The sequence below is a fragment of the Hydrogenobaculum sp. Y04AAS1 genome, assembly GCF_000020785.1.
In the GTDB taxonomy this organism is placed as follows: Bacteria; Aquificota; Aquificia; order Aquificales; family Aquificaceae; genus Hydrogenobaculum.
Genome location: NC_011126.1, coordinates 23,561 through 45,275, shown reverse-complemented (window position 1 = coordinate 45,275; position 21,715 = coordinate 23,561). Strand labels below are relative to the sequence as shown.

Genomic DNA, 21,715 nt, shown 5'->3' with positions numbered 1-21,715 from the left:
GAGGTTTTATGTGTCTTGCCATACCTTCAAAGATTGTAGAAATATTAGACAACAACATAGCCGTATTAGATACGATGGGAGTTAGAAGAAAAGCTTCTTTGGAGCTTTTAAATCCAAAACCAAAGGTTGGGGATTATGTGCTTTTGCACGTTGGTTTTGCCATAGAGATACTTTCTGAAGAAGACGCCTTAGAAAGTCTAAAGCTTTTTGAAGAGGCACTGCAATATGAAAATGAACTTGAACAATAAAGATATCGTTTTAAAAGCCAAAGACAAGCTTATAAAAAAAGTAGAAAAACTTGGAAAACCTATCAAGCTAATGGAGTTTTGCGGTGGACATACCCATGCCATAATGAGATACGCTATAGATAAGCTTCTTGATGGATATGTGGAGTTTATCCATGGGCCTGGTTGTCCTGTATGTGTTGCTTCTATGGATAGGATAGATTTGGCTATAGAACTTGCCAAGATGCCAAATGTTATATTTACCACCTACGGGGATCTTTTGAGAGTGCCAGGCTCTTACAGAAAATCGCTTTTAGACATAAGATCAGAAGGGCACGATGTAAGAAGTCTATACTCTTGCCTTGATGCTATCGATATAGCTGTAAAAAACCAAGATAAGAATGTAATATTTTTTGCCATAGGCTTTGAAACCACCACACCACCAACGGCAGTGCTTCTTAAAAAAGCAAAAGAGATGAAGTTAAAAAATCTTTTTGTGGTATCAAATCACGTGATGACTCCCCCCGCTATTAGGTATATACTAAACGCCGGGATATCTCATATAGATGGCATTATAGGACCTGGGCATGTTAGTGTTATAACCGGTATGAAAATATACAAAGAGTTTGATATACCTATTGTTATATCTGGTTTTGAGGCTTTTGATATATTAAAAGCCGTAAACATGATATTGGATCAATACATAAAACATGAGAGAAAAGTTGAAAACGCCTACACAAGAGCTGTTACAGAAGAAGGCAACAAAGAAGCTCAAAAGCTTATAGAACAAACCCTTGATATAAGAGATACATTTAACTGGCGAGGGATAGGTCCTTTGCCAAAAAGCGCTCTAAAAATAAACAAAGATTACGAGATGTTTGATGCAGAAAAAACCTTTGATGTAAAGTTACCACCTTCAAAAGAGCATCCTCTTTGCATATGTCCAAAAGTCATTGTAGGAAAAGCAAAGCCCACAGATTGCAAGCTATTTGGCAATCTTTGCACCCCAGAAAACCCTATAGGCTCTTGTATGGTATCCTCAGAAGGAGCTTGTGCTGCTTATTACAAATACCAAGAGGTAGAACTATGTATGTAAAGCTCTCCCATGGGGGCGGTGCCAAAGAAACAAGAGAACTAATAGAGAAAATATTTTTAAAACATTTAAAAAATGATCTTTTATCAAACGAAGATGCCACAATATTGCATCTTGATGGTAAACTTGCCATAAGCACCGATAGTTTTACGGTAAACCCTATATTTTTCAAAGGTGGTGATATTGGAAAACTAAGTGTAGCTGGTGTAGTAAACGATCTGTCCGTAATGGGCGCAAAACCCCTTTACATGAGTATGGGCTTTATAATAGAAGAGGGCTTAGCTTTTGAAGAGCTTGAAAGAATAGTAATATCTATAAAAGAAGAGGCCCAAAAAACAGGTATAAAACTAATAACAGCAGACACAAAAGTAGTTCCAAAAGGACTTTGCGATAAGATCTACATAAACGCCACTGGCATAGGAAAGCTCATCAAAGAAGGTATATCTGCTTCTAACTTACAAGAAGGCGATGCCATCGTAGTATCTGGCCCTATAGGAAACCACGGGGCTGTGATAATGGCTCATAGAAATGGCTTTGATATAGACATAAACTCAGATTGTGCATCTTTATGGGAGGCTATAGAACCTCTTTTAAAAGAGAATATAGAAATCCATGCTATGAGAGATCTAACAAGGGGAGGTCTTGCAAGCGCTTTAAATGAGCTTTCTCAAAGCTCAAAAGTAGAAATACTAATAAAAGAAGAAGATATACCGATAGAGGATTCGGTAAAAGGTTTTTGTGAAATCCTTGGTATAGAACCCTTTTCTTTGGCCTGTGAAGGTACTTTTGTGATGAGTATACCCAAAAAAGATGTCCAAAAAGCCCTTGATATTCTTAAAAGCCAAAAACTAACCCAAAAAGCAAAAGTGATTGGAGAGATTATCAAAAAAGGCAAACAAGGAGCATATATACAAACTCTTTATGGAAGCGTTAGATATTTAGAAGAAGCTCCCGGTGAGCTTTTACCACGGATATGCTAACATGCACGAGTTTTCAGTGGTCCAAGCCCTTTTGATGCAAGTAGAAGACATTGCAAAAGAACACAATGCAAACTCTGTAGAAAAAATATATGTCGTTATAGGTGAAGTATCCGGAGTAGAGCCTCATCTTTTGAAGATGGCTTTTGATACGTTTAAAGAAAATACTATAGCTTCAAAGGCAGATCTTGTTATAGAATTTCAAAAGCCCCATATATACTGTGAAGAATGTAAAAAAGAATTTTCTTTAGAAAGATACTCTATGCGTTGTCCTTTGTGCGGATCTTTTAAAGTTAGGCTTACAAAAGGCGATGAGCTTATTTTAAAAACCTTAGAGCTTGAGACATGAATGTTGATAAAAAACGTTTTAGGCTTTTAATAAAAGGAACAGTCCAAGGAGTAGGTTTTAGACCTTTTGTTTACAACTTAGCAACATCTCTTGGCGCAAAAGGTTTCGTGTTAAACAACGCTGATGGTGTAACAATAGAAATAGAAAACGTAGATATAGATAAATTTATTTATTTATTAAAAGCCAAAAAACCACCCCTTTCAGAAATTGAGGATATAACGATAAAAACCCTTGATTGGTTTGGTTTTGAAGATTTTAAAATAGAAGAATCAGAAGCTTTTGGCGACAAAACCCCAAGCGTCCCACCAGATATGGGCATCTGTGAGGATTGTTTAAAAGAGTTTAACGATCTAAACGATAGAAGGTACAAATACCCTTTTATAAACTGCACAAACTGTGGTCCAAGGTACAGCATCGTTTTGGACATCCCATACGACAGAAAAAACACCACGATGAACGTCTTTGAGATGTGTGAAGATTGTAAAAAAGAATATGAAGATAAAACCAATAGAAGGTTTCATGCGGAGGCGATATCTTGTCCTAACTGCGGACCCATCTATTGGTATGAAAAAGATGGCAATATTTACAAAGAAAATATATTTGAACTAATGGCAAAAGATTTAAAAGATTCAAAAATAATTGCATTAAAAGGTCTTGGTGGATTTCATCTTATATGCAATGCCCTCGATGAAAAGGCCGTTAGAACACTAAGAGAAAGAAAAAAAAGATCTTCAAAACCATTTGGGATTATGTTTAAATCTTTAGAAGAAGTGTTAAAATATTTAGAACCAAAAGAAGATGAGATAAAAGCACTAACATCTGTTCAAAAGCCCATAGTGCTTATAAAAAGAAAATCCCCATACTTTGAAGAAGCCTGCAAAGGACTATCAAGCGTAGGAGCATTTTTGGCATATACAGGTATTCATCTTAGACTTTTTGATTTTATAGATTTTCCTATAATAGCCACCTCTGGAAACATCTCAGACACCCCTATTTGCAAAGACAACGACAAAGCAAAATCTAAACTAAAAGATATAGCCGACGGATTTTTTATGCACAACAGAGATATAAAAAGACCAATAGATGATTCTGTAATAAAGCTAATAGATAACGATGTAAGCATCATAAGACTTGCTAGATCTTACACTCCAAAACCAATATATACAAATACCCATGCAAAAGCTATATCTCTTGGTATGGGGGCTTTTCTTAAAAGCACAATAAGTATATTCAAAAACAACACTATTGTATTAAGCCCTCATATAGGCGATTTGGAAAGTATAGATACCATAGAGCATTATAAAAATACGTTAGAGGATTTTTTGAGATTTTACGATGTAAAACCAGATATTGTAGTGTGTGATATGCATCCAAACTTTTTTAGTAGTATTTACGCTAAGAGCATGTTTTCAAACATTATCACCCTTCAACATCATAAAGCGCACATACTTTCTGTAATAGCAGAAAACAATATTTCTATAGACCAAGAGATATTAGGTATAGCATGGGACGGCACAGGTTATGGGGAAGATGGGACTATATGGGGAGGTGAGTTTTTTGTAGGAGATGCTTACAATCTTAAAAGAGCGTTTTATATAAAACCCTACAAACTCATTGGCAATGAAAAAGCCATAAAAGACCCAAGAAGGATAGTGCTAAGTTTTCTTTTTGAGCTTTTAAAAGAAAAAGCATATAAGCATCCTTTGATAGAAAAACTTCATTTTGAAGAAAAAGAATTAAAGACCCTTTATAAAATGTGGGAAAATGATATAAATACCACAAAGACATCTTCCATAGGAAGGCTTTTTGATATGGTAGCATATCTTATGGGACTAACGGATGTTATAGATTATGAGGCAAAAGGGGCTATGATGGTAGAAGATAGATATATAGATTCAAAAGAGTATTATGATTTTCACATATCAAACAACGAAATAATCATATCTTTTGAGGATATACTTGGTGAAAAAGAGATAGATAAAATGGCTTCTAAGTTTATAAATACGTTGTTTGAAATTATTGTATCTATTATCAAGCTTTTAAAAGCCAAAAACGTTGTGGTGTCTGGAGGTGTGTTTTACAATAGGCCTTTGATGAGAAAGCTAAAAGCTTTGGATGGTATAAATTTGTTTTACAACAAAAAAATCCCTACCGGTGATGGTGGGATATCCGTTGGACAAGCATTTTATGGAGGTATACTATGCTGATGAACGCTGTACCAATACTTTATGAAATACAAAAAGCCCTTGAGGATTTTGTAAAAACAGGGCAAAACCATATAATTTATACAAATAAAATACCCCTTTCCGAAGAGGATAAAGAGTTTTTATTAGATGTTCTTGGAGAAGGCAGTATAAAAATAGAGTATAAAAGCAAAAGAGAGTATATAACTTTCAAAGAAACGTCGCTCATAGGTGTATGGCTTGGAGTGGTTTATGATGTTGAGAGAAAACCAATCCTTGAGATTTTAGAGATAAACTCATTTCCCTTTATGCTCCAAGCCCCAAAAGAGGATATAGAAGATTCCATCAAAAGGTTAAAAGATATCTTAAAAGATTTTGAAAACAAAGGAGGTAAAGATTATGTGTAAAGACTGCGGATGTTCAATAACAGATCACAATCACGAAGAACATCATCACCATCATCATCATGAGCATGAAAATGATAAAAAGGTGGTAGAGGTAATCCAAAATATACTTGATAAAAACGATAAACAAGCATATTCAAACAGAAAACATTTTGAAGAGCATGGGGTATTTTGCATAAACATGATGAGCTCACCAGGTTCTGGTAAAACATCTTTGTTAGAATCTACTATAGAGGCTTTAAAAGACAAGATAAAAATAGGTGTCATAGAAGGAGATTTAGAGACCAACAACGATGCTATGAGGATAAAAGCAAAAGGGGCAAAAAGCTATCAGATCACCACAGGACAGGCTTGCCATTTGGATGCTTTTATGGTGCATGAGGGTATTCACAACCTTTGCATTGAAGATCTTGATCTTGTTTTTATAGAAAACGTAGGTAATTTGGTATGCCCTGCCGCTTACGACGTGGGCTCTCACATGAACGTTGTGCTTTTTTCCACCACCGAAGGAGAAGACAAGCCTGTAAAATACCCCGTCATGTTTAAAAGTGCCGATCTAGTTGTTATCACCAAAACAGATCTACTTCAGTATCTTGATTTTGATATACAAAAAGCCAAAAACTATGTAAAAGAGGTAAATCCAAGAGCGGATATAATAACCCTTTCAAGCAAAACCAAAGAAAATCTAGACAAGTGGCTTAAATACTTAGAGTTTAAATTGGAGATATTTAGAAACTCTCTTGCTTAACAATATAACCCAATATACTTTATGTAAGTTATTATTTATAAATATTTTTATAATGTGATTTTTATATTTTAAAGTTAGTAAATACAATTTCATAATACCAATGTGTAATTTATCATTGCTATTGATCATGTGTAATAATCTTGACAATTGAATTTATTTGCATATCTTTTTAACATCATCTCAAGGAGGTAGCCATATTATGGCAAAAATTATCACACCAGGTCCATCTGGTTACGTACCTACACCTGCAGTTTTTGAAGGTGTTCAAATAGCTCCTCCAGGTAAAGCTCTATTATACGGTGAATGGGTAGACGAAGAAACGGCTATGAGAGAAGCAGCCTTGGCAATGCTCACAAGAAAAAATCCCACTATATTCCCTGGGCCATTGGTATTATGGGGATACAACGCTTCTGCCATAGAAAAAGCTCAAGCAGTATTAGAACTTGCCAAAGAAATACCAAATTGCCGTATAATACCAATGCCAGATTATAGACCAAAATACCCTAAGATAGACCCAGAAGCTGAGATAAATCCAAACCACCCAAATCTTACCATACTTCACAATAGAATAGAAGCTTGCATCTTTGTAGGAGTCCATTGTCATTATGCCAACCTATCCTTAAGAATGATAAGAGCTGGCACAAACTGTTTCACAATAGCCCTTTGTGCAGAGATGGGACACGAAGATGCAATGGTATCTATAAGAGATACACATGCTGAAAAACTATTGGAATTTAGAGACGTGGTTGTAAAATTAAGAGAAGAGCTTGGTATAAAGTGGGAACCAAAGCTACCACCAGAAAACCCATCTTTACCAAAAGAGCATTATGAAACACTTAACATAGCGGATTATGGAGATCTTGCTTATTTATTACACCCAAGGAAGGGTGAAACCGTAGAAGAAACCGAGTAATTTTTGGAGGTTTTTATGCCAGAACAAAAAGTTGTTGACACAGATTATCTTCTCTTGGAAGCTCCAAGAGAGAAGAAATTTATAACTGGCTCACAAGCCATGGCTGAAGCTGTAAAAAGAGCCAACGTAGATATAGCTATAGCTTATCCAATAACCCCACAATCAGAAACCATGCACCTGGTGGGCGATTTATGGGCTCAAGGTTATGTAAAAGATTATTATAGAGCCGAAGAAGAGTACGGAACTATGTCGGCCATAGCAGGTGCAGTAAGAGGCGGAGTTAGAGCTTTCACGGCTACATCTGGACCTGGTCTTTTAAGGGGTATAGAGGCGATAGCCTCATGGCCAGGACACAGAATACCGGCAGTCTTAGGTGTTCTAACAAGGGTTGTAAACGCTCCTCTTTCTATACAACCAGACAACGTAGAGATATCATATCTTCTAAACTGTGGAATGGTTGTATTACACGCTGAAAACCAGCAAGATGTTTTTGACTTCACACTCGCATCTTTTGCTATATCAGAAATGGTAGATGTATATTTACCGATAGCCGTATGTACAGAAGGTTTCTTCGTAACTCATGCTAAAGGCTATGTAAATATGACACCGGAAGATATGAAGCTTCCACCAAGAGATCCATACAAAGCTCCGGTTCCCCCAACAGATTGTGAAATACCACCCGCAAGAATACAAAGAGACGCTCCCGTTCAAAAGTCTAACTTTATGAGCTACCTAATACACCAAGTATGGCAACAAGAAGTATGGTCTTCCAACATGAGAGCCATGAAATACATGTATAAATATATAAACGGTCCTATAGAAGTTATAAACCCAGAGGCTGAAGTATTTGTAGCAGCTTCAGGGTGCGCAGCAGCTCAAGCCAGAGAGGCTGTAAGATACGCCCAAATGGAAGGCTTAAACGTTGGGCTTTTAAAGATAAAATCCATAGTCCCGTTCCCATCCAAAGAAGTAAGGGAAACTTTGAAAAATGCAAAAGCTGTCATAGTACCAGAGCACAACATAGTAGGATGGTTATCTAAAGAGATAAAGGCAAATATCCAAGATAGCGACAAAGTCATAGGAAAACCTAGAGTTTATGGAGGTATGACACTTCCAGTAGAACTTATAATGGATGAAATATATGCCGCTCTTGGTATTAAAAAGGACAAGACGGTGCTTGTTTAATATTATGTTAAAAACCTAAGGAGGTAAGTTATGGGCTTAGAATACGTTCAAATATCACCTGGATTTGAGAAATATATGCCAAAGGACTATGTAGACCTTGTTAAATATGGTCAGTTTGGCAAACAAATTGATGTACAACAGATAGATCAAATAAAAGAGTTGGTCGAAGAGCATCCAATGTGCGCAGGATGCTATATGGCCTACTTTGTGAGAATATTCTATGCAGCTTTACCAAAACCAGAAGACACTATAGTGCTTGGTACCGCTGGGTGTGCTAGATTGGCGCTTTCCCAAGCTGCTGTACCCTTCATCTATGGAAACTACGGAGATACAAACGCTGTTGCATCTGGATTAAAACGCGCTCTTAACATAAGATTTCCGGACAAGGTAAAGGACGTTGTGGTTATAGCCGGTGATGGTGGACTAATGGATATAGGTTTTAGCATGACAATGCACTCTTGGTTTAGAAGAGAAAACTTTACCACTATAATGGTTGATAACGAGGTTTACGGTAACACCGGTGGTCAAGAGAGCGGTATGTCACCTAAAGGAGTACAACTCAAAATGGCCCCTAAAGGTAAGAAGTTTGACAAAATAAATGCAGTTGAATTAGCAAAAACCGCAGGTTGTGTTTATGTAGCAAAGCTAGCACCCACAAATCCTAAGAGAATAGCCAAAACCATCAAAAGGGCAATACTAGCAGCTAGGGAGCTAGGGCCTACCTTTATACACGTTTATACCTCATGCAATATAGAATATTCAATACCTACCGAAAGAGTGCTAGCGGATGCAAAAGAAAGAGAAAAAAACGATTTTGGCTTTTACGAATGGATGACAGATGAAGCCAAAGAGTATTTAGAAGAGCAAGAAAAGAAAATGGCAGAGGTTAAAGCTTAAGGAGGATATATATGAAAAGGTACAACATGCGTATAGCTGGTGTTGGTGGTCAAGGGGTTGTGACCTCTGCTCACATTCTAGGTAACGCTATGTCGGCTGCCGGCAAATATGCCTCTTTAGTACCGTTTTTTGGTTCTGAGAAACGTATGGCACCGGTGGAGGCTTACGTTAGAGCTTCCGATCAACCCATATACGAAGTGGGTGAAGTGGTTTATCCAAACGTAATAATGATTTACCATCCACAAGTTATAACACACGGTAAGTCTTATACGATGCCCTTTTACTCTGGTCTAAAACCCGATGGACTTGTTATTATAAACACCGATGTAGATATAATACCAGAAGAAGATCACGCTATATTGGAAAAGCTCAATACAAAAGTAATAAACTTTCCAGCCACAAAGATAGCCCTTGATATAGCAGGAACAGAGCTTGCCACAAATATGGCTATGATTGGTCTTTTCTTTGGGATAACAAGACTTGTAGACTTTGAATATATAGAGCAAGCTGTAAAAGAAAGGTTCTTGGGTAATACGTTTGTAGCTTCCGGTGGTACAGCTTCTTTGGACAGCGCCATAGAAAAGAAGTTCAAGAAGAAGGTAGAACTCTTGGAAAAGAATATGCAAGTTATAAAAGAAGCTTTTAGAATGGCTGAAGAGAATGGATGGATATTGGAAGAAATCACTGTTTAAGGAGGCATAAATGTACTACGTAGCCGATGTTAAAGAGTTTGAGTGCGCTAAATACAACTGTAAACAATGCGTACTATTTTGCCCAGAACCAAATACTCTTATGTATAACTCTGAAAAACACGTAGCATGGGTGAATTATAGCAGATGCAAAGGATGCGCCATATGTGTTTATGTGTGCTCAGACCTTCTCAAGAGAAATTGCATAGAGATGGTGATGATGACAACGGGGGATTGATGTATGGATAAAAAAAGGATAGAAAACATAATATTTAAAGTATCAAAAATGCTTTCTGATCCATCTCTTGATATGGAAGTATGCGAGGAGGGAGCGAATCCCCCTTGTGTAAAAGTAACATATACCACTGAAAATGGATCAAAACACCAAAAAACGATAGACGTAATGGAAGAGCTTTCAGATAAGTCAGACGATGAAATAGCAAAGTTTATAGTTTTTCAAACAGAGCAGTTCATGGAAGAAATCGATTCAGTAGAGTATAGCGGAGAATAAAGTAATATATATAAAGGCTGTCCAACAAGGACAGCCGCAATGTCAAAATCTTTTATCTTTATACCACTTGATTTTTATCAAAAAATAACTATTATTTTCAATAAGGAGGTTTTTAAAAATGGTAGAAGTTTACGTTAGCGGTATGGGAATAGATCCTATATCTCAAATGCCTATAGTGGTTTTGAAATCCAAAGAGGATGATAATCTAGCTTTACCTATATGGATAGGAGTTTTTGAAGCCAACAACATCGTAATGAATATGCAAGGTATGGATTCTCCAAGACCTATGACTTACGATCTTATAAAAAATATCTTGACAAGCACAGGATATACGGTAAAGATGGTAACAATAGACTCCATGGAAAACAATACATATATAGCTACGATTCATCTACAAAACTCAAAACAACCAACTGAAGAACTAGCTATAGACTCAAGACCCAGCGACGCTATAAATATAGCTCTTAGATTTGATGCGCCAATCTATGTGAATAGAGATCTGTTTAGCAACAGTGCCGATATAGAAATTCAAGATGACTTAAACGTAACAGAAGAAGATTTAAGAAGCTGGATTGAAAATATAAAACCAGAGGATTTTGAAAAAAATATATAAATGGATACAATATACGTTTTAGATGGTTCTGCATTTTTATATAGAAGTTATTATGCTTTACCTTCTTTGAAAACCGAAGACGGCGTAGAAACTGGTGCTTTTTATGGATTTATAAGAGCTTTATTTTCTATATTAAAAGCTAAGAAACCAGAATATTTTGCTATAGCTTTTGATTTACCCGCCCCAACAGTTAGAGATAAGATATACAAAGAGTATAAGGCCACTAGAAAAGAAACCCCAAGCGAGCTTGTTTCACAAATACCCCTTATAAAACAAGCGATAAATTTGCTTGGTATAAGGCTTTTAGAAAAAGAAGGTTTAGAAGCAGACGATATAATAGCCTACATTGCTCATAAATCAAAAGAATGGAATAAAAATCTTACGATTTACACACCAGATAAAGATTTAATGCAGCTTGTAGAAGATAAAAAAATAATTGTAATAAACCCTATCACCAACAAGGTGTTTGACGAAGAAGCGGTAATAGAAAAATTTGGCGTACCACCTTCAAGACTGGCAGATTATCTTGCTCTTATCGGAGATAGCGTAGACAATATAAAAGGTATAAAAGGTGTTGGTCCTAAAAAAGCTGTTGAGCTTTTAGAAAAATATGGTTCTATAGAAAACATATTAAATAACTGGGACGAAATACAAAAAACTTTTAAAGAGGCTTCAAAAGAGGATCTGGAGTTAGCTTACAAGCTTATTAAATTAAACACAGAAGAGATATTAAATATGATAAATATACATTTAAAAGATTTAAAAATATCTTACAATATAGACCTAAAAAAAGTAGAAGAATTCTTTATGGCTTTTAATATGAAAAGCTTAATAAAGGATTTAAATACAATATTTAAAGAAAAATCTTCAGAGAAAAGAACTCAAAAAACGCTTTTTTAAATTAAAACTGCTTATAATCATTGTAATAAAAGCTAAAAAAACTTATTGTTTATAGGCAAAACCTTAGGAGGTAAAGCATGCTCAAAACCAAATTAAAAGGAAACGATGTATCACTTTCAGGTGATATAAAAGTAGGAGATAAAGCTCCTGAAGTAGAAGTTGTGCTAACAGACTTATCCACCAAAAAGATAGGTGGAGCTAAAGACAAAGTTCAGCTAATAATAGCTGTCCCATCTTTGGACACGCCAGTATGCGCTACGGAAACCCGTAAGTTTAACGAAGCTGTTGGCTCAATGCAAGATGTAGATACTACGGTTGTATCCATGGATTTACCTTTCGCATCAAAAAGATACTGCTCCACTGAAGGAGTGGAAAACATAGCCGTAGCTTCAGATTTTAGAAACAAAGATTTTGGCAAAGCTTACGGCATACTTATATCGGAAGGTCCGTTGCAAGGGCTTTTGGCTAGAGCTATTTTTATAGTAGGTAAAGATGGCACTATAAAATATTTTCAACTAGTGCCAGAAATCACGTCAGAACCAGACTACAACGATGTACTAAAAGCTCTGGAGAGTCTAAAATAACAACATTTTTTTGTGATTTTGACGGCACTATAACGCTCCAAGATACTGTAGATGCGCTCTTGGAGCGCTTCGCATCTAAAGAATGGCTAGAAGCTGAAAAGCTATGGAAAGAAGGTAAGATAAACTCTAAAGAGTGTCTTGATATACAGATGTCCCTAGTAAACATAACAAAAGATCAACTGGAAGATTTTCTGTCCGATGTATATATAGATAAAAGCTTTATAAAATTTTTGGATTATGTAAAATCAAATTTTAACGCTAAAGTATACATCTTAAGCGATGGTTTTAGGCTTTTCATAAAAAAAATATTAAAAGATCATTTAGAAAAAATTGATGGAATATATGCCAACAACCTTTATTTTATAAACAAAAAATTTAAAACCCTTTACAGATATTCACAAAAAGATTGCCAGCTTGGGGTTTGCAAATGCCATCTTGTGCAAAAGCTAAAAGATAATAAGACAATATATATAGGCGATGGTATGTCTGATTTTTGCCCTTCTAAAAACGCTGATTTTGTATTTGCCAAAGGTAAACTCTTAAACTTTCTAAAAACTCAAAACGTTAGTCATTTCACTAGCTTTTCATATTTTGAAGATATAATAAATCAATTACCTTTTGTATTGGAGAATTTACATGAAGAAAGAGGAAATACTATCGATAGAACAAGAAGTTTGCTCTTGGGGTGATACGGTACATTATCTAAACCCTCCAAAAATTTTCAAAGCTTCAGAAGGATCTTACCTTTATGATGAAGAAAACAAACCATATTTAGATTTACAAATGTGGTACAGCGCTTGTAATTTCGGATACAAAAACGAGCGTATAAACAACGCCATAAAAGACCAGATGGACAAAATGGGACAACTGGCCTCTCAATTTCTTTTTGAGGAAAAAGTAGTCTTATCAAAGAAGATAGTAGATGCTAATTTAAAAAGATTTAATCTAAAAGGTAGAGTGCATTTCAACGTAGGTGGTTCTCAAGCAATAGAAGATAGTTTAAAGCTTGTAAGAAATTACAAAAAGAAAAATTTAAACTTCGCTTTTATGGGAGGATATCACGGCAGAACACTAGGTGCAACAGCTATCACATCTAGCTATAGGTATAGAGAAAGATTTGGACATTTTGGCGACAGGGCGCTTTTCGTACCTTTTCCTTATTGTTTCAGATGCCCTTACGGCAAAAATTTAGAAACTTGCGATTATTATTGTGTAAAAGAGTTTGAAAAGCTTTTCGAATCAGAATATTACTCTATATACAATCCAAAAACCAACGAATGTGAATATGCAGCCTTTTATATAGAACCCATTCAAGGTACCGGAGGTTATGTAAAAGCCCCACCAGAATATTTTAAAAGGTTGAAAAAAATATTAGACCAAGCTAACATACTTTTGGTAGATGATGAAATCCAGATGGGATTTTACAGAACTGGTAAACTGTGGAGTATAGAGCATTACGATGTTAAGCCAGACATCGTTGTATTTGGGAAGTCTTTAACAAACGGCATGAATCCACTGTCTGGATTATGGGCAAAAGAAGAGCTTATAAACACTAAAATATGGCCAGCCGGTTCTACTCATTCCACGTTTTCTTCAAACCCCATAGGAGTAAGAGCTGGAGTAGAAGTTATGAATATATTAGAAGAAAAAGACTATGAAATTATTGTAAAACAAAAAGGCGATAAGTTTTTAGAAGGTCTTAAAAGCCTAAAGAAAAAATATAAAAATATAGGGGACGTAGACGGTATAGGACTTGCTCTTAGAATTGAAATATGTGAAAATGATGGTTTTACACCCTCAAAAGCCCTAACGGATAAGATATTGGAAGAAGGTCTAAAAGGAGATCTTGATTACAAAGGTAAAAAATATGGGTTAGTGTTGGATGTAGGAGGTTATTATAAAAACGTTTTTACACTTGCACCGTCTCTGGAAATAACCAACGAAGAAATAGATATGGCTATAGAGCTTTTAGACCAACTTTTTAAAAGGGTAATATAATATGGAGCTTTCTATAAAAAACAACAACGAAAGAGCGGTTTTGCTGCTTCATGGACTTACTGGTACGCCTTTAGAACTAAGATGGGTGGCCAGAGATTTTGCCAAGGCAAATTACGATGTATATTTCCCAATACTACCTGGCCATTGTTCTAGCCTTGAAGAGCTTAAAAAAACTAAATGGGAAGATCTTTATGAGTTTGCCAAAGACTTTTACCTTGATTTAAAAGCTAAATACAACGAAGTTTTTGTAGCTGGACTATGCGTAGGTGGTATGCTTTCTCTTATGCTTGGTATGGAGTTTCCTGATATAGATGGGGTTGGCTCTTGGGCACCAGCCATGGGTATAGATGGATGGGCAATACCTTGGTATAGATTTCTATTGCCCCTTGGACTTTATACACCGTTAAAATATATTTACTACTGGAAAGAAAAAGAACCCTTTGGCATAAAAAATGAAGCCATGCGAAGAAAAATCATACAGATGATGAAATCTGAGAAAAATGAAGCCATAGCATACGATAAAATACCAGCGCCCATTATAGTAGAACTAAAACGAATGGCAAAATACATCAAAAAACATATACACCTTTTAAAAGCGCCATTTATTTTAATTCATTCAAAAGAAGACGATTTGTCTTCTATAAAAGGAACAATTTTTATATATGAAAAAGCACCAAGCAAAATTAAAAAATTTATAGAGCTTTCAAACAGCTATCACATCGTAACTATGGACAACGAAAAAGACATAGTTTCAAGTGAAACAATAAATTTTTTCAACTTTTTGACAGAAAGAAAGCATCAAAAATTAGAAGTATATCAAGCGTAGACAGAGATAGATCAAAAGAACAGGCACAGGCACTCATTAGCTTAGAGAAATGCTGTTAGCACACTAGAGCGCTATTAGCGCATTTCAAATCTAATGAACGGTCATTTACACTCCATAGCTCAGAGAAATGCCATTGGCACACTAGAGCGGTGTAACCGCGTTTCGTAGTTAATGAACGAACAAAGCCGCACAGGAGATGCGAGAAATGCCTAAAGCACACTAGAGCGCTATTAGCGCATTTCAAATCTAATGAACGGTCATTTACACTCCATAGCTTAGAGAAATGCCGTTAGCACACTAGAGCGGTGCAACCCGCGTTTCAGCGTTAATGAACAGGCAAATCAACTCAATAGCTTCTAAAAATGCTAAAGCACAATATCAAGCGTATACAGATATATTAGAACCTTCTTTTTGTAACTCCATTTGAGCTTGTTCTAACATCATTTGAGCCTGGGCAGCTACAGCTCTATCTTGAGCAGATGGGTCTACGGGTGCCAAAGCTGCTTTTATAACTCTTTCCATCTTTTTTATCGTAGCTTGAGGGGTAGGACCTGGTGAAACATCTATACTCACATCACCACCCACAGCATATTTTTTACCGTTTGGTCCTATTACATACTTATAGTTTATTGGACCAGTTAAATCTCCACCGGCTATCTTATGAGCCATTTCATGAGCCCTAACATCTCGATCTATAGCCTTTAATTGATTTATCTCTTGCTGTGTTTGGATACTTCTTTGACTTGTAGGTTTATCGCTTTTGGATAAAATAGGAAAGCTAATAGCCCCTATCATAAAATCTATTATAAATACAATTTATACTTAATCTACAATTAAAATCATAATATAACAAAGTCTTTGCTGTTAAAATATTTTTATGAAGTTATATAAACTCTTAATTATAGTGACTTTTTTTGTTGGTATATCTTACGCCGATGCTGAGCAATGCATAAACTTGCTCCGATCTAAAGACTATCAAAAAGCCATAGACTTGGCAAATAAATCTCTTAGATGGAACAAATACGATTTTAATTACAACATGTGCGCAGCCATGTCTTACATTGCCTTAGGAGAGCCAAAATATGCTATACCTTATTTGAAAAATGCCACAAAAAACGCAAACACTCGTTATCAAAAAGAAGCACTTTACAACTACATGGGTGTTAGTTACGACATGATTGGCGACAAATCAAAAGCACTAGACAACTATACAAAAGCTTATAAATTAGCAAAGTCTCTTGGAGATAGCAACGGAATAGTAGACAACCTCTCAAATATAGCTCATATATTTTATTCGGAAGGCTATTACAATTCCGCAATAAAGTTTTATAAAAAAGCCTTAAAACAAGACCTTCAAAGTCCCACCATACTAAACAACATAGCCCTTTGTTATGCAGATTTAAACCACCCTCACAAGGCTCTTCTATATTACGAGAAATCCTCCCAAGCTTTCGATGAAAAAGGTGATAAAATTCACGAAGGCGCCACTTATCTAAATATGGGTGTTTTGTATCTTAAGCTTTTAGATTTTAAAGATGCAAAAACATACATACAAAAGGGTTTAAACTTAGTAAACAGCAACAAATACTGGGAAGCAGTTGGTTATCAATATATGGGCTGGTATTACGATAACAAAAATGAAAGCGATAAAGCAATGATTTATTACCAAAAAGCCTTAAAACTTGCAAATGAAATAGGAGCTAAAGGTTTAGCAAACTCTATACAAAAAAATCTATCATCAGAGGAGGTAGCTAGTGAGTATTAAAGCAAAACTTTGGATTATACAGGTTTTTATGATTTTAGGAGCTTTTGTAGCTCAAGGCATACTATATATATTGGACAACAATATAAAGCAAAACATAGATACGTACATAGGTATATCACATTCTGAAGTTGAGCTTTACAAACTTTTAACAGATGTGCTAACGCTAAAAAATGCATATACCACAATAATGTTAAACCCACAAGACCAAAAAGCACACAACATGTACAACAACGCTTTAAAAAATATAAACACTAAATTGAAGTTTATAAAAGACGAAACTTTGAAGAGCTATCTAAACAATTTTATAGCTTTTACAAATGAAGTTGTGAGCAACATAAACACCAACAATCAAAATTACTACATAGGACAAAGCATAGAGGTTCAAAGTAAGATATGGGTTCCACTAAGAAAACGCTTTGATATGCTTATAAAAGCTAATGCTTCTTCCATATCAGAAAAAGAGTTATACATTAAAAATCATATAGATTCTATTACAAAATACATATTCATCGCTATAATGAGCGTGGTAGCGTTTTTAATTATCTTTAATTATTTTATGCAAAAAAGCATCCAAAACGACGTAGAGAATCTAGAGAACCTCATAAAAGAAACTACGGACAAAATGGAATTAAGCGTATCTTTTGATATAAACAAGTTTAAAGGTGAAATACAGATTATTGCAAAGTCTTTGGCTATTTTTATGGACGAGATAAACAAAGCTATATCAAGCATAAAAGAAGTCTTCTACAATATATCGGAGGGAGATTTGACAAAAAAGATAGATTTGGAATCCAAAGGCGACATAAAAGACCTTATAGATTTCGTAAACATATCTATGGACAAGTTAAAAGAAGCCTTTAAGAATATAGAAAATAGCGTAGAACACATGGCAGAGGTACAAGCCCAAATATTTGGCATAAGCATGGATTTAGATGATTCAAAGGCACTTCTAACAGATCAAGTAGAGCATATCAAAAACGCCACCGACCAAACATCTATAGCCATAAATTCTATAGCTGAAAATACACAGGAAGCTAAAAATATTACAAAAGAAGTAATAAATAGCTTAGAAATAGGAAAGAAAGAGCTTTTAAAAACCCAGGAAGCCGTAAAAACTATAGAACAGATGGGAAAACAAATAGATGTAATTACAGAAAATATCCTTTTTATAGCAGAACAAACAAACCTGCTAGCTTTAAATGCAGCGATAGAAGCAGCGAGAGTAGGAGAACAAGGGAGAGGTTTTGCAGTAGTAGCAGATGAGGTAAAAAAATTAGCAGAAAGGACCGGCGGTTTTGCTAAAAATATATCAAATCTTACCACATCAATAGCAGAAGCTATAAAAACAGGCGCTGAACAAATGGAAAACTTAGTAAAGCAATATGAAAACATATTACACATATCAGACTTGTCTGCGGAGATATCTGACAAAATAGCAAATGCCACAGAGGAGCAAGCTCAAACTATAAAAGAAATTCAAAATTCTGTAAACTCTTTAAATACAATATCTTCCAATATTAACAAGATTATAAATGACTTATCAGAAAGTATAGAAGAAATGGCAAACGCAAGTGCAAACCTGGGAAACACGCTTAAAAAGTATAAGGTGTAGGGTATGTCTAATATTTTAGTGCTTTTGTCTGGCGGAATGGATTCTGCTACGCTTTTATGGGAAGCAAAAAAAAAGTTTAAGGATGCTTACGCTATATCTTTTGATTATGGTCAAAAACACATAGTAGAGTTAAAGTACGCAAAAGAACTTGCAAATATGGTAGGTATAAAGGAGCATTTTATTGTAAAAATACCACATTACAAAGAGATTAACTTCCACTCACCACTCTTAAGCGTCTCCAAAAAAGAAATACCAAAAGAAAGCTATCAAGAAGATGTACCTATAACCTATGTACCGATGAGAAATCTTACTTTTCTGGCTATAGCCTCAGGCATAGCGGATGAGCTTGGTATAGAGAATATAGGTATAGCTGTACATGCTGTGGATGCACCTTATCCGGATTGTAGACCAGAATTTATAACCTCTGCTGAAGCTGCCATCAACGCAGGTTCTTCTTTTGTAGTAAAAACTAAAAAAAGAATATACGTTTACGCTCCGTTTTTAGGCTTTTCTAAAAAAGATATAGCTAAGCTTGGCAAAACTCTTGGTGTACCATTTGATAAAACTTATAGCTGTTATGAAGGCACAGAACCTCCCTGCGGAGAATGCGCTACCTGTATTCAAAGAAAAGAAGCATTGGAAGGTATTTTATGATAGATATTTTTTCTTTACCGTTAAAAGCCCAAAAACTTTATGAAGAGTTTATAGACAAGATAAGAGGTTTTTACAAAAAAATAGGCTACACAGAAGTTTTTACACCATACATCCAAGATGAGCCAAATTTAGAGAAATACATAAAACCAGTGGAGATAGATATAACTTACTGCGGTAAAAAAGAAAAAGCGTATCTTCATACATCCCCAGAAAGATCTATGAAAGCTCTTTTAAAAACTTACAAATCAAATATATTCCAAATAGCAAAAGTCTTTAGAGACGAAGAATGCGGTAGTTTAAACAGCATAGAGTTTACAATGTTAGAATGCTATAACGTTGAGAATAAAGATGCAATAAACGAGATATCTAAGCTTATTTTTGAGCTTTTCGGAGAAAATATAAAATGTATATTAACAAAACCAAAGCTTACACCCTTTGAAAAGGCATTCGAGGAATACCTTGGAGTCATTTTTTCTGAAGATGAAGATATACTTAAAAACAACCTCATATCTTTTGGATACGACTTTGATGATAGCGATACGTGGGAAGAGCTAATAGATAAAATGATGGTACATATGCAACCTAAACTTGGTAAAAGCCAAATAGAGTTTTTAACAGATTTCCCTTGTAAACTAGGTGTATTGTCAACATGTAAAGATGGTGTATCAAAGCGCTTTGAGCTTTTTATAGATGGGGTTGAAATAGCAAACGGCTGGATAGAAGAAACAAACCATGAAAAAATAAAAGATATCGTAGAAAACGCATCTAATTACAAACCTATAAAAGATAAGGAAAAACTTGTCAAAGACTATCACAATGATTTTTCTTATACAGGATATTCGATAGGTATAGAAAGATTATTTTATTTTTACGCTACGAAGATGGGAGTTGTGGGTTAAAATATAGATATGAAAGCGATAATACTTGCAGCTGGCTTAGGCACTAGGTTTAAAAGCGAAAAACACAAAGTACTACATGAAATGCTTGGCAAACCTATCATTTGGTATGTGCTAAACTATATAAAACAATCTAACATAGTAGATATAGCTTTAGTTGTATCCCACAAAAAAGAGAGCATCATAGAAGCTTTAAAGCATGAAAACGTATCGTTTTTTGAACAAGCAAATCCAAAAGGTGGCACTGCAGATGCTCTTTTATCAGCAAAAGCTTTTTTTGAAGGTATGGACGATTACATATTGGTTACAAATGGCGATGCTCCTTTGGTAAAACCAGATACCATAAAAGGCATGCAAAGATTTTTACACATGGTAGAAGAGTATGAAAAGATAAAAGTGGGAGCTTTGGTATTGTCTTCTTTCTTACCAGACCCAACAGGTTATGGGAGAATAGTAAAAAATGGTAAAGGAGACGTAATAAAAATAGTAGAAGAAAAAGAAGCCACCTATGAACAAAAACAAATAAACGAAGTAAATGGTGGTGTTTATATGTTTTATGTACCATATCTAAAAGAAGCTGTTAAACACTTAAAACCAAGCGAAAAAACCAACGAGCTTTACATCACAGATATAATAGAGATTATGACAAATCTTGGTTATACATGCAGAAGTTTCATGGCTTCTGAGATTACAGAAATTTTTGGTGTAAACGATAGATGGGAACTTAGTTTTGCAGAAAGCGTTATAAAAATGAGAATATTGGAAAATCTTGCAAGATCAGGTGTTACCATACACTCGCCAGAATCTGTTTATATAGAACCTGACGTACAAGTAGAATTAGACGCTGAAATATTTCCAAACGTTGTTTTAAAAGGCAATACAGTTATACACAAAAAAGCAAAGGTTATGAATGGAAGCTATCTTGAAAATGCTACCATAAAAGAAAAAGCCACCGTGCTTCCTATGAGCTACATAAAAAACTCAACCGTAGAAGAAGAAGCTATTGTAGGCCCAATGTGTCATATAAGAGACAACTCTGTGGTAGGTAAAGGCTCTCACGTGGGTAGCTTTGTAGAACTAAAAAATGCAAAACTTCAAGAAAATGTAATGGCGAAGCATCTTTCTTATCTTGGGGATGTAAACATAGGCAAAAAGACCAACATAGGGGCTGGGACAGTGGTAGCAAACTTTGACGGCAAACAAAAGTATCAATCTTACATAGGACAAAAAGCTTTCATAGGTAGTAATTCCCTTATAATAGCTCCAAGAAATATAGGGGATTTCGCTTTTATAGCTGGTGGTTCTGTAATAACAAAAGATATACCACCAAAAGCTTTGGCTATAGAAAGAGCAGAGCTAAAAATACTAGAAGATAAGTCAAAAGTTAAAGATGAGTGAAGTTATCTTTGAAAAAACTAACATAAAAGATGAAGAAACGATAAAAGATATATTAAAACAACAAGGCTACGATGTTTATACATGGCAAGACTCTGAGGGCACACACTACCCTTGGCATACTCATGAGCAAGAAGAAGTAAGATGGGTGGTCTCTGGAGAAGTAGAAATAGGTGTTGAAGATAAGGTTTTTAAGCTTTTACCAGGAGACAAGGTCATACTTGCACCAAACACGCCTCATTGGGCTAAAACAGATAAAGGTGTAAGATACGTTTGCGGGAGTAAGTAGTCAAGCATTT

General features: G+C 35.3%; 26 protein-coding genes. 25 read left to right on the top strand and 1 reads right to left on the bottom strand.

Annotated elements, in window-relative coordinates:
• Positions 1 to 8: 8 nt before the first annotated feature.
• The 19 genes from HY04AAS1_RS00265 (at position 9) to HY04AAS1_RS00175 (ending at position 15,094) form a co-directional block, all read left to right on the top strand.
• A complete protein-coding gene (locus HY04AAS1_RS00265; RefSeq protein WP_012513099.1) occupies positions 9 to 248 on the top strand; it encodes a HypC/HybG/HupF family hydrogenase formation chaperone in 240 nt (79 codons plus the stop codon).
• The gene (hypD, locus tag HY04AAS1_RS00260) at positions 226 to 1,320 is read left to right on the top strand and encodes a hydrogenase formation protein HypD (RefSeq protein ID WP_012513098.1); all 1,095 of its coding nucleotides are present in this window, start codon (positions 226 to 228) and stop codon (positions 1,318 to 1,320) included. The genes HY04AAS1_RS00265 and hypD overlap by 23 nt, the downstream gene beginning before the upstream one ends.
• Complete coding sequence (gene hypE, locus HY04AAS1_RS00255) at positions 1,311 to 2,297, top strand: hydrogenase expression/formation protein HypE (RefSeq protein ID WP_012513097.1); 987 nt, start codon at positions 1,311 to 1,313, stop codon at positions 2,295 to 2,297. The genes hypD and hypE overlap by 10 nt, the downstream gene beginning before the upstream one ends.
• Positions 2,272 to 2,643, top strand: a complete 372-nt coding sequence (gene hypA / locus HY04AAS1_RS00250) for a hydrogenase maturation nickel metallochaperone HypA (protein ID WP_337954075.1) — start codon at positions 2,272 to 2,274, stop codon at positions 2,641 to 2,643. Before hypE ends, hypA begins: the two co-directional genes overlap by 26 nt.
• Positions 2,640 to 4,850 carry a carbamoyltransferase HypF gene (gene hypF / locus HY04AAS1_RS00245; RefSeq protein WP_012513095.1) on the top strand — a complete coding sequence of 737 codons (2,211 nt, stop codon included), beginning with the start codon at positions 2,640 to 2,642 and terminating at the stop codon, positions 4,848 to 4,850. The genes hypA and hypF overlap by 4 nt, the downstream gene beginning before the upstream one ends.
• Positions 4,850 to 5,233 (top strand): hydrogenase expression/formation protein, encoded by a 384-nt coding sequence (locus HY04AAS1_RS00240; protein ID WP_337954074.1) that lies wholly within the window; start codon positions 4,850 to 4,852, stop codon positions 5,231 to 5,233. Before hypF ends, HY04AAS1_RS00240 begins: the two co-directional genes overlap by 1 nt.
• The gene (gene hypB, locus HY04AAS1_RS00235) at positions 5,226 to 5,978 is read left to right on the top strand and encodes a hydrogenase nickel incorporation protein HypB (protein ID WP_012513093.1); all 753 of its coding nucleotides are present in this window, start codon (positions 5,226 to 5,228) and stop codon (positions 5,976 to 5,978) included. Before HY04AAS1_RS00240 ends, hypB begins: the two co-directional genes overlap by 8 nt.
• A 199-nt stretch (positions 5,979 to 6,177) precedes the next feature.
• A complete protein-coding gene (locus tag HY04AAS1_RS00230) occupies positions 6,178 to 6,891 on the top strand; it encodes a carbon monoxide dehydrogenase beta subunit family protein (protein ID WP_012513092.1) in 714 nt (237 codons plus the stop codon).
• A gap of 15 nt (positions 6,892 to 6,906) precedes the next feature.
• Positions 6,907 to 8,076 (top strand): ferredoxin oxidoreductase, encoded by a 1,170-nt coding sequence (locus HY04AAS1_RS00225; RefSeq protein WP_012513091.1) that lies wholly within the window; start codon positions 6,907 to 6,909, stop codon positions 8,074 to 8,076.
• Positions 8,077 to 8,106: 30 nt separating this feature from the next.
• Entirely contained in the window at positions 8,107 to 8,973 is an 867-nt protein-coding gene (locus HY04AAS1_RS00220; RefSeq protein ID WP_012513090.1) for a thiamine pyrophosphate-dependent enzyme, read from the top strand.
• An 11-nt stretch (positions 8,974 to 8,984) separates the two neighbouring features.
• Positions 8,985 to 9,665: a 2-oxoacid:acceptor oxidoreductase family protein gene (locus tag HY04AAS1_RS00215; protein ID WP_012513089.1), complete on the top strand. Its 681-nt coding sequence runs from the start codon at positions 8,985 to 8,987 to the stop codon at positions 9,663 to 9,665.
• A 10-nt stretch (positions 9,666 to 9,675) separates the two neighbouring features.
• Positions 9,676 to 9,900 (top strand): hypothetical protein, encoded by a 225-nt coding sequence (locus HY04AAS1_RS00210; protein WP_012513088.1) that lies wholly within the window; start codon positions 9,676 to 9,678, stop codon positions 9,898 to 9,900.
• Positions 9,901 to 9,903: 3 nt separating this feature from the next.
• A complete protein-coding gene (locus HY04AAS1_RS00205) occupies positions 9,904 to 10,173 on the top strand; it encodes a hypothetical protein (protein ID WP_012513087.1) in 270 nt (89 codons plus the stop codon).
• A 118-nt stretch (positions 10,174 to 10,291) separates the two neighbouring features.
• On the top strand, positions 10,292 to 10,786 hold the full coding sequence (locus HY04AAS1_RS00200; protein WP_012513086.1) for a bifunctional nuclease family protein: 495 nt from the start codon (positions 10,292 to 10,294) through the stop codon (positions 10,784 to 10,786).
• Positions 10,787 to 11,686: a 5'-3' exonuclease H3TH domain-containing protein gene (locus HY04AAS1_RS00195; RefSeq protein WP_012513085.1), complete on the top strand. Its 900-nt coding sequence runs from the start codon at positions 10,787 to 10,789 to the stop codon at positions 11,684 to 11,686.
• A gap of 77 nt (positions 11,687 to 11,763) precedes the next feature.
• A complete protein-coding gene (tpx, locus tag HY04AAS1_RS00190; RefSeq protein WP_012513084.1) occupies positions 11,764 to 12,270 on the top strand; it encodes a thiol peroxidase in 507 nt (168 codons plus the stop codon).
• Positions 12,267 to 12,959 carry an MtnX-like HAD-IB family phosphatase gene (locus tag HY04AAS1_RS00185; RefSeq protein WP_041307939.1) on the top strand — a complete coding sequence of 231 codons (693 nt, stop codon included), beginning with the start codon at positions 12,267 to 12,269 and terminating at the stop codon, positions 12,957 to 12,959. Before tpx ends, HY04AAS1_RS00185 begins: the two co-directional genes overlap by 4 nt.
• Positions 12,907 to 14,268, top strand: coding sequence for an aminotransferase class III-fold pyridoxal phosphate-dependent enzyme (locus HY04AAS1_RS00180; RefSeq protein ID WP_012513082.1), 1,362 nt, complete (start codon positions 12,907 to 12,909; stop codon positions 14,266 to 14,268). The genes HY04AAS1_RS00185 and HY04AAS1_RS00180 overlap by 53 nt, the downstream gene beginning before the upstream one ends.
• A gap of 1 nt (position 14,269) precedes the next feature.
• Positions 14,270 to 15,094, top strand: coding sequence for an alpha/beta fold hydrolase (locus HY04AAS1_RS00175; protein ID WP_012513081.1), 825 nt, complete (start codon positions 14,270 to 14,272; stop codon positions 15,092 to 15,094).
• A 378-nt stretch (positions 15,095 to 15,472) separates the two neighbouring features.
• Here the strand turns inward: HY04AAS1_RS00175 and HY04AAS1_RS00170 are convergent, their stop codons facing one another.
• A complete protein-coding gene (locus HY04AAS1_RS00170; protein ID WP_012513080.1) occupies positions 15,473 to 15,889 on the bottom strand; it encodes a putative metalloprotease CJM1_0395 family protein in 417 nt (138 codons plus the stop codon).
• A gap of 82 nt (positions 15,890 to 15,971) precedes the next feature.
• Between HY04AAS1_RS00170 and HY04AAS1_RS00165 the strand changes: the two genes are divergently transcribed.
• The 6 genes from HY04AAS1_RS00165 to HY04AAS1_RS00140 are packed head-to-tail and all read left to right on the top strand — an operon-like array spanning position 15,972 to position 21,705.
• Positions 15,972 to 16,859 carry a tetratricopeptide repeat protein gene (locus tag HY04AAS1_RS00165; protein WP_012513079.1) on the top strand — a complete coding sequence of 296 codons (888 nt, stop codon included), beginning with the start codon at positions 15,972 to 15,974 and terminating at the stop codon, positions 16,857 to 16,859.
• Positions 16,849 to 18,471: a methyl-accepting chemotaxis protein gene (locus HY04AAS1_RS00160; RefSeq protein ID WP_012513078.1), complete on the top strand. Its 1,623-nt coding sequence runs from the start codon at positions 16,849 to 16,851 to the stop codon at positions 18,469 to 18,471. Before HY04AAS1_RS00165 ends, HY04AAS1_RS00160 begins: the two co-directional genes overlap by 11 nt.
• 3 nt (positions 18,472 to 18,474) lie before the next feature.
• On the top strand, positions 18,475 to 19,125 hold the full coding sequence (gene queC, locus HY04AAS1_RS00155; protein WP_012513077.1) for a 7-cyano-7-deazaguanine synthase QueC: 651 nt from the start codon (positions 18,475 to 18,477) through the stop codon (positions 19,123 to 19,125).
• Complete coding sequence (locus HY04AAS1_RS00150; protein WP_012513076.1) at positions 19,122 to 20,024, top strand: amino acid--tRNA ligase-related protein; 903 nt, start codon at positions 19,122 to 19,124, stop codon at positions 20,022 to 20,024. The genes queC and HY04AAS1_RS00150 overlap by 4 nt, the downstream gene beginning before the upstream one ends.
• A gap of 9 nt (positions 20,025 to 20,033) precedes the next feature.
• A complete protein-coding gene (gene glmU / locus HY04AAS1_RS00145; protein WP_012513075.1) occupies positions 20,034 to 21,419 on the top strand; it encodes a bifunctional UDP-N-acetylglucosamine diphosphorylase/glucosamine-1-phosphate N-acetyltransferase GlmU in 1,386 nt (461 codons plus the stop codon).
• Entirely contained in the window at positions 21,412 to 21,705 is a 294-nt protein-coding gene (locus HY04AAS1_RS00140) for a cupin domain-containing protein (protein WP_012513074.1), read from the top strand. The genes glmU and HY04AAS1_RS00140 overlap by 8 nt, the downstream gene beginning before the upstream one ends.
• Positions 21,706 to 21,715: the final 10 nt, after the last annotated feature.

What these genes read in the sequence shown, in the direction of transcription:
- HY04AAS1_RS00265 (WP_012513099.1), top strand. Translation starts at nt 9, where the DNA reads ATGTGTCTTGCCATACCTTCAAAGATTGTAGAAATATTAGACAACAAC.
- hypD (WP_012513098.1), top strand. Translation starts at nt 226, where the DNA reads ATGAAAATGAACTTGAACAATAAAGATATCGTTTTAAAAGCCAAAGAC.
- hypE (WP_012513097.1), top strand. Translation starts at nt 1,311, where the DNA reads ATGTATGTAAAGCTCTCCCATGGGGGCGGTGCCAAAGAAACAAGAGAA.
- hypF (WP_012513095.1), top strand. Translation starts at nt 2,640, where the DNA reads ATGAATGTTGATAAAAAACGTTTTAGGCTTTTAATAAAAGGAACAGTC.
- HY04AAS1_RS00240 (WP_337954074.1), top strand. Translation starts at nt 4,850, where the DNA reads ATGAACGCTGTACCAATACTTTATGAAATACAAAAAGCCCTTGAGGAT.
- hypB (WP_012513093.1), top strand. Translation starts at nt 5,226, where the DNA reads ATGTGTAAAGACTGCGGATGTTCAATAACAGATCACAATCACGAAGAA.
- HY04AAS1_RS00230 (WP_012513092.1), top strand. Translation starts at nt 6,178, where the DNA reads ATGGCAAAAATTATCACACCAGGTCCATCTGGTTACGTACCTACACCT.
- HY04AAS1_RS00225 (WP_012513091.1), top strand. Translation starts at nt 6,907, where the DNA reads ATGCCAGAACAAAAAGTTGTTGACACAGATTATCTTCTCTTGGAAGCT.
- HY04AAS1_RS00220 (WP_012513090.1), top strand. Translation starts at nt 8,107, where the DNA reads ATGGGCTTAGAATACGTTCAAATATCACCTGGATTTGAGAAATATATG.
- HY04AAS1_RS00215 (WP_012513089.1), top strand. Translation starts at nt 8,985, where the DNA reads ATGAAAAGGTACAACATGCGTATAGCTGGTGTTGGTGGTCAAGGGGTT.
- HY04AAS1_RS00210 (WP_012513088.1), top strand. Translation starts at nt 9,676, where the DNA reads ATGTACTACGTAGCCGATGTTAAAGAGTTTGAGTGCGCTAAATACAAC.
- HY04AAS1_RS00205 (WP_012513087.1), top strand. Translation starts at nt 9,904, where the DNA reads ATGGATAAAAAAAGGATAGAAAACATAATATTTAAAGTATCAAAAATG.
- HY04AAS1_RS00200 (WP_012513086.1), top strand. Translation starts at nt 10,292, where the DNA reads ATGGTAGAAGTTTACGTTAGCGGTATGGGAATAGATCCTATATCTCAA.
- HY04AAS1_RS00195 (WP_012513085.1), top strand. Translation starts at nt 10,787, where the DNA reads ATGGATACAATATACGTTTTAGATGGTTCTGCATTTTTATATAGAAGT.
- tpx (WP_012513084.1), top strand. Translation starts at nt 11,764, where the DNA reads ATGCTCAAAACCAAATTAAAAGGAAACGATGTATCACTTTCAGGTGAT.
- HY04AAS1_RS00180 (WP_012513082.1), top strand. Translation starts at nt 12,907, where the DNA reads ATGAAGAAAGAGGAAATACTATCGATAGAACAAGAAGTTTGCTCTTGG.
- HY04AAS1_RS00175 (WP_012513081.1), top strand. Translation starts at nt 14,270, where the DNA reads ATGGAGCTTTCTATAAAAAACAACAACGAAAGAGCGGTTTTGCTGCTT.
- HY04AAS1_RS00170 (WP_012513080.1), bottom strand. Translation starts at nt 15,889, where the DNA reads ATGATAGGGGCTATTAGCTTTCCTATTTTATCCAAAAGCGATAAACCT.
- HY04AAS1_RS00165 (WP_012513079.1), top strand. Translation starts at nt 15,972, where the DNA reads ATGAAGTTATATAAACTCTTAATTATAGTGACTTTTTTTGTTGGTATA.
- queC (WP_012513077.1), top strand. Translation starts at nt 18,475, where the DNA reads ATGTCTAATATTTTAGTGCTTTTGTCTGGCGGAATGGATTCTGCTACG.
- HY04AAS1_RS00150 (WP_012513076.1), top strand. Translation starts at nt 19,122, where the DNA reads ATGATAGATATTTTTTCTTTACCGTTAAAAGCCCAAAAACTTTATGAA.
- glmU (WP_012513075.1), top strand. Translation starts at nt 20,034, where the DNA reads ATGAAAGCGATAATACTTGCAGCTGGCTTAGGCACTAGGTTTAAAAGC.
- HY04AAS1_RS00140 (WP_012513074.1), top strand. Translation starts at nt 21,412, where the DNA reads ATGAGTGAAGTTATCTTTGAAAAAACTAACATAAAAGATGAAGAAACG.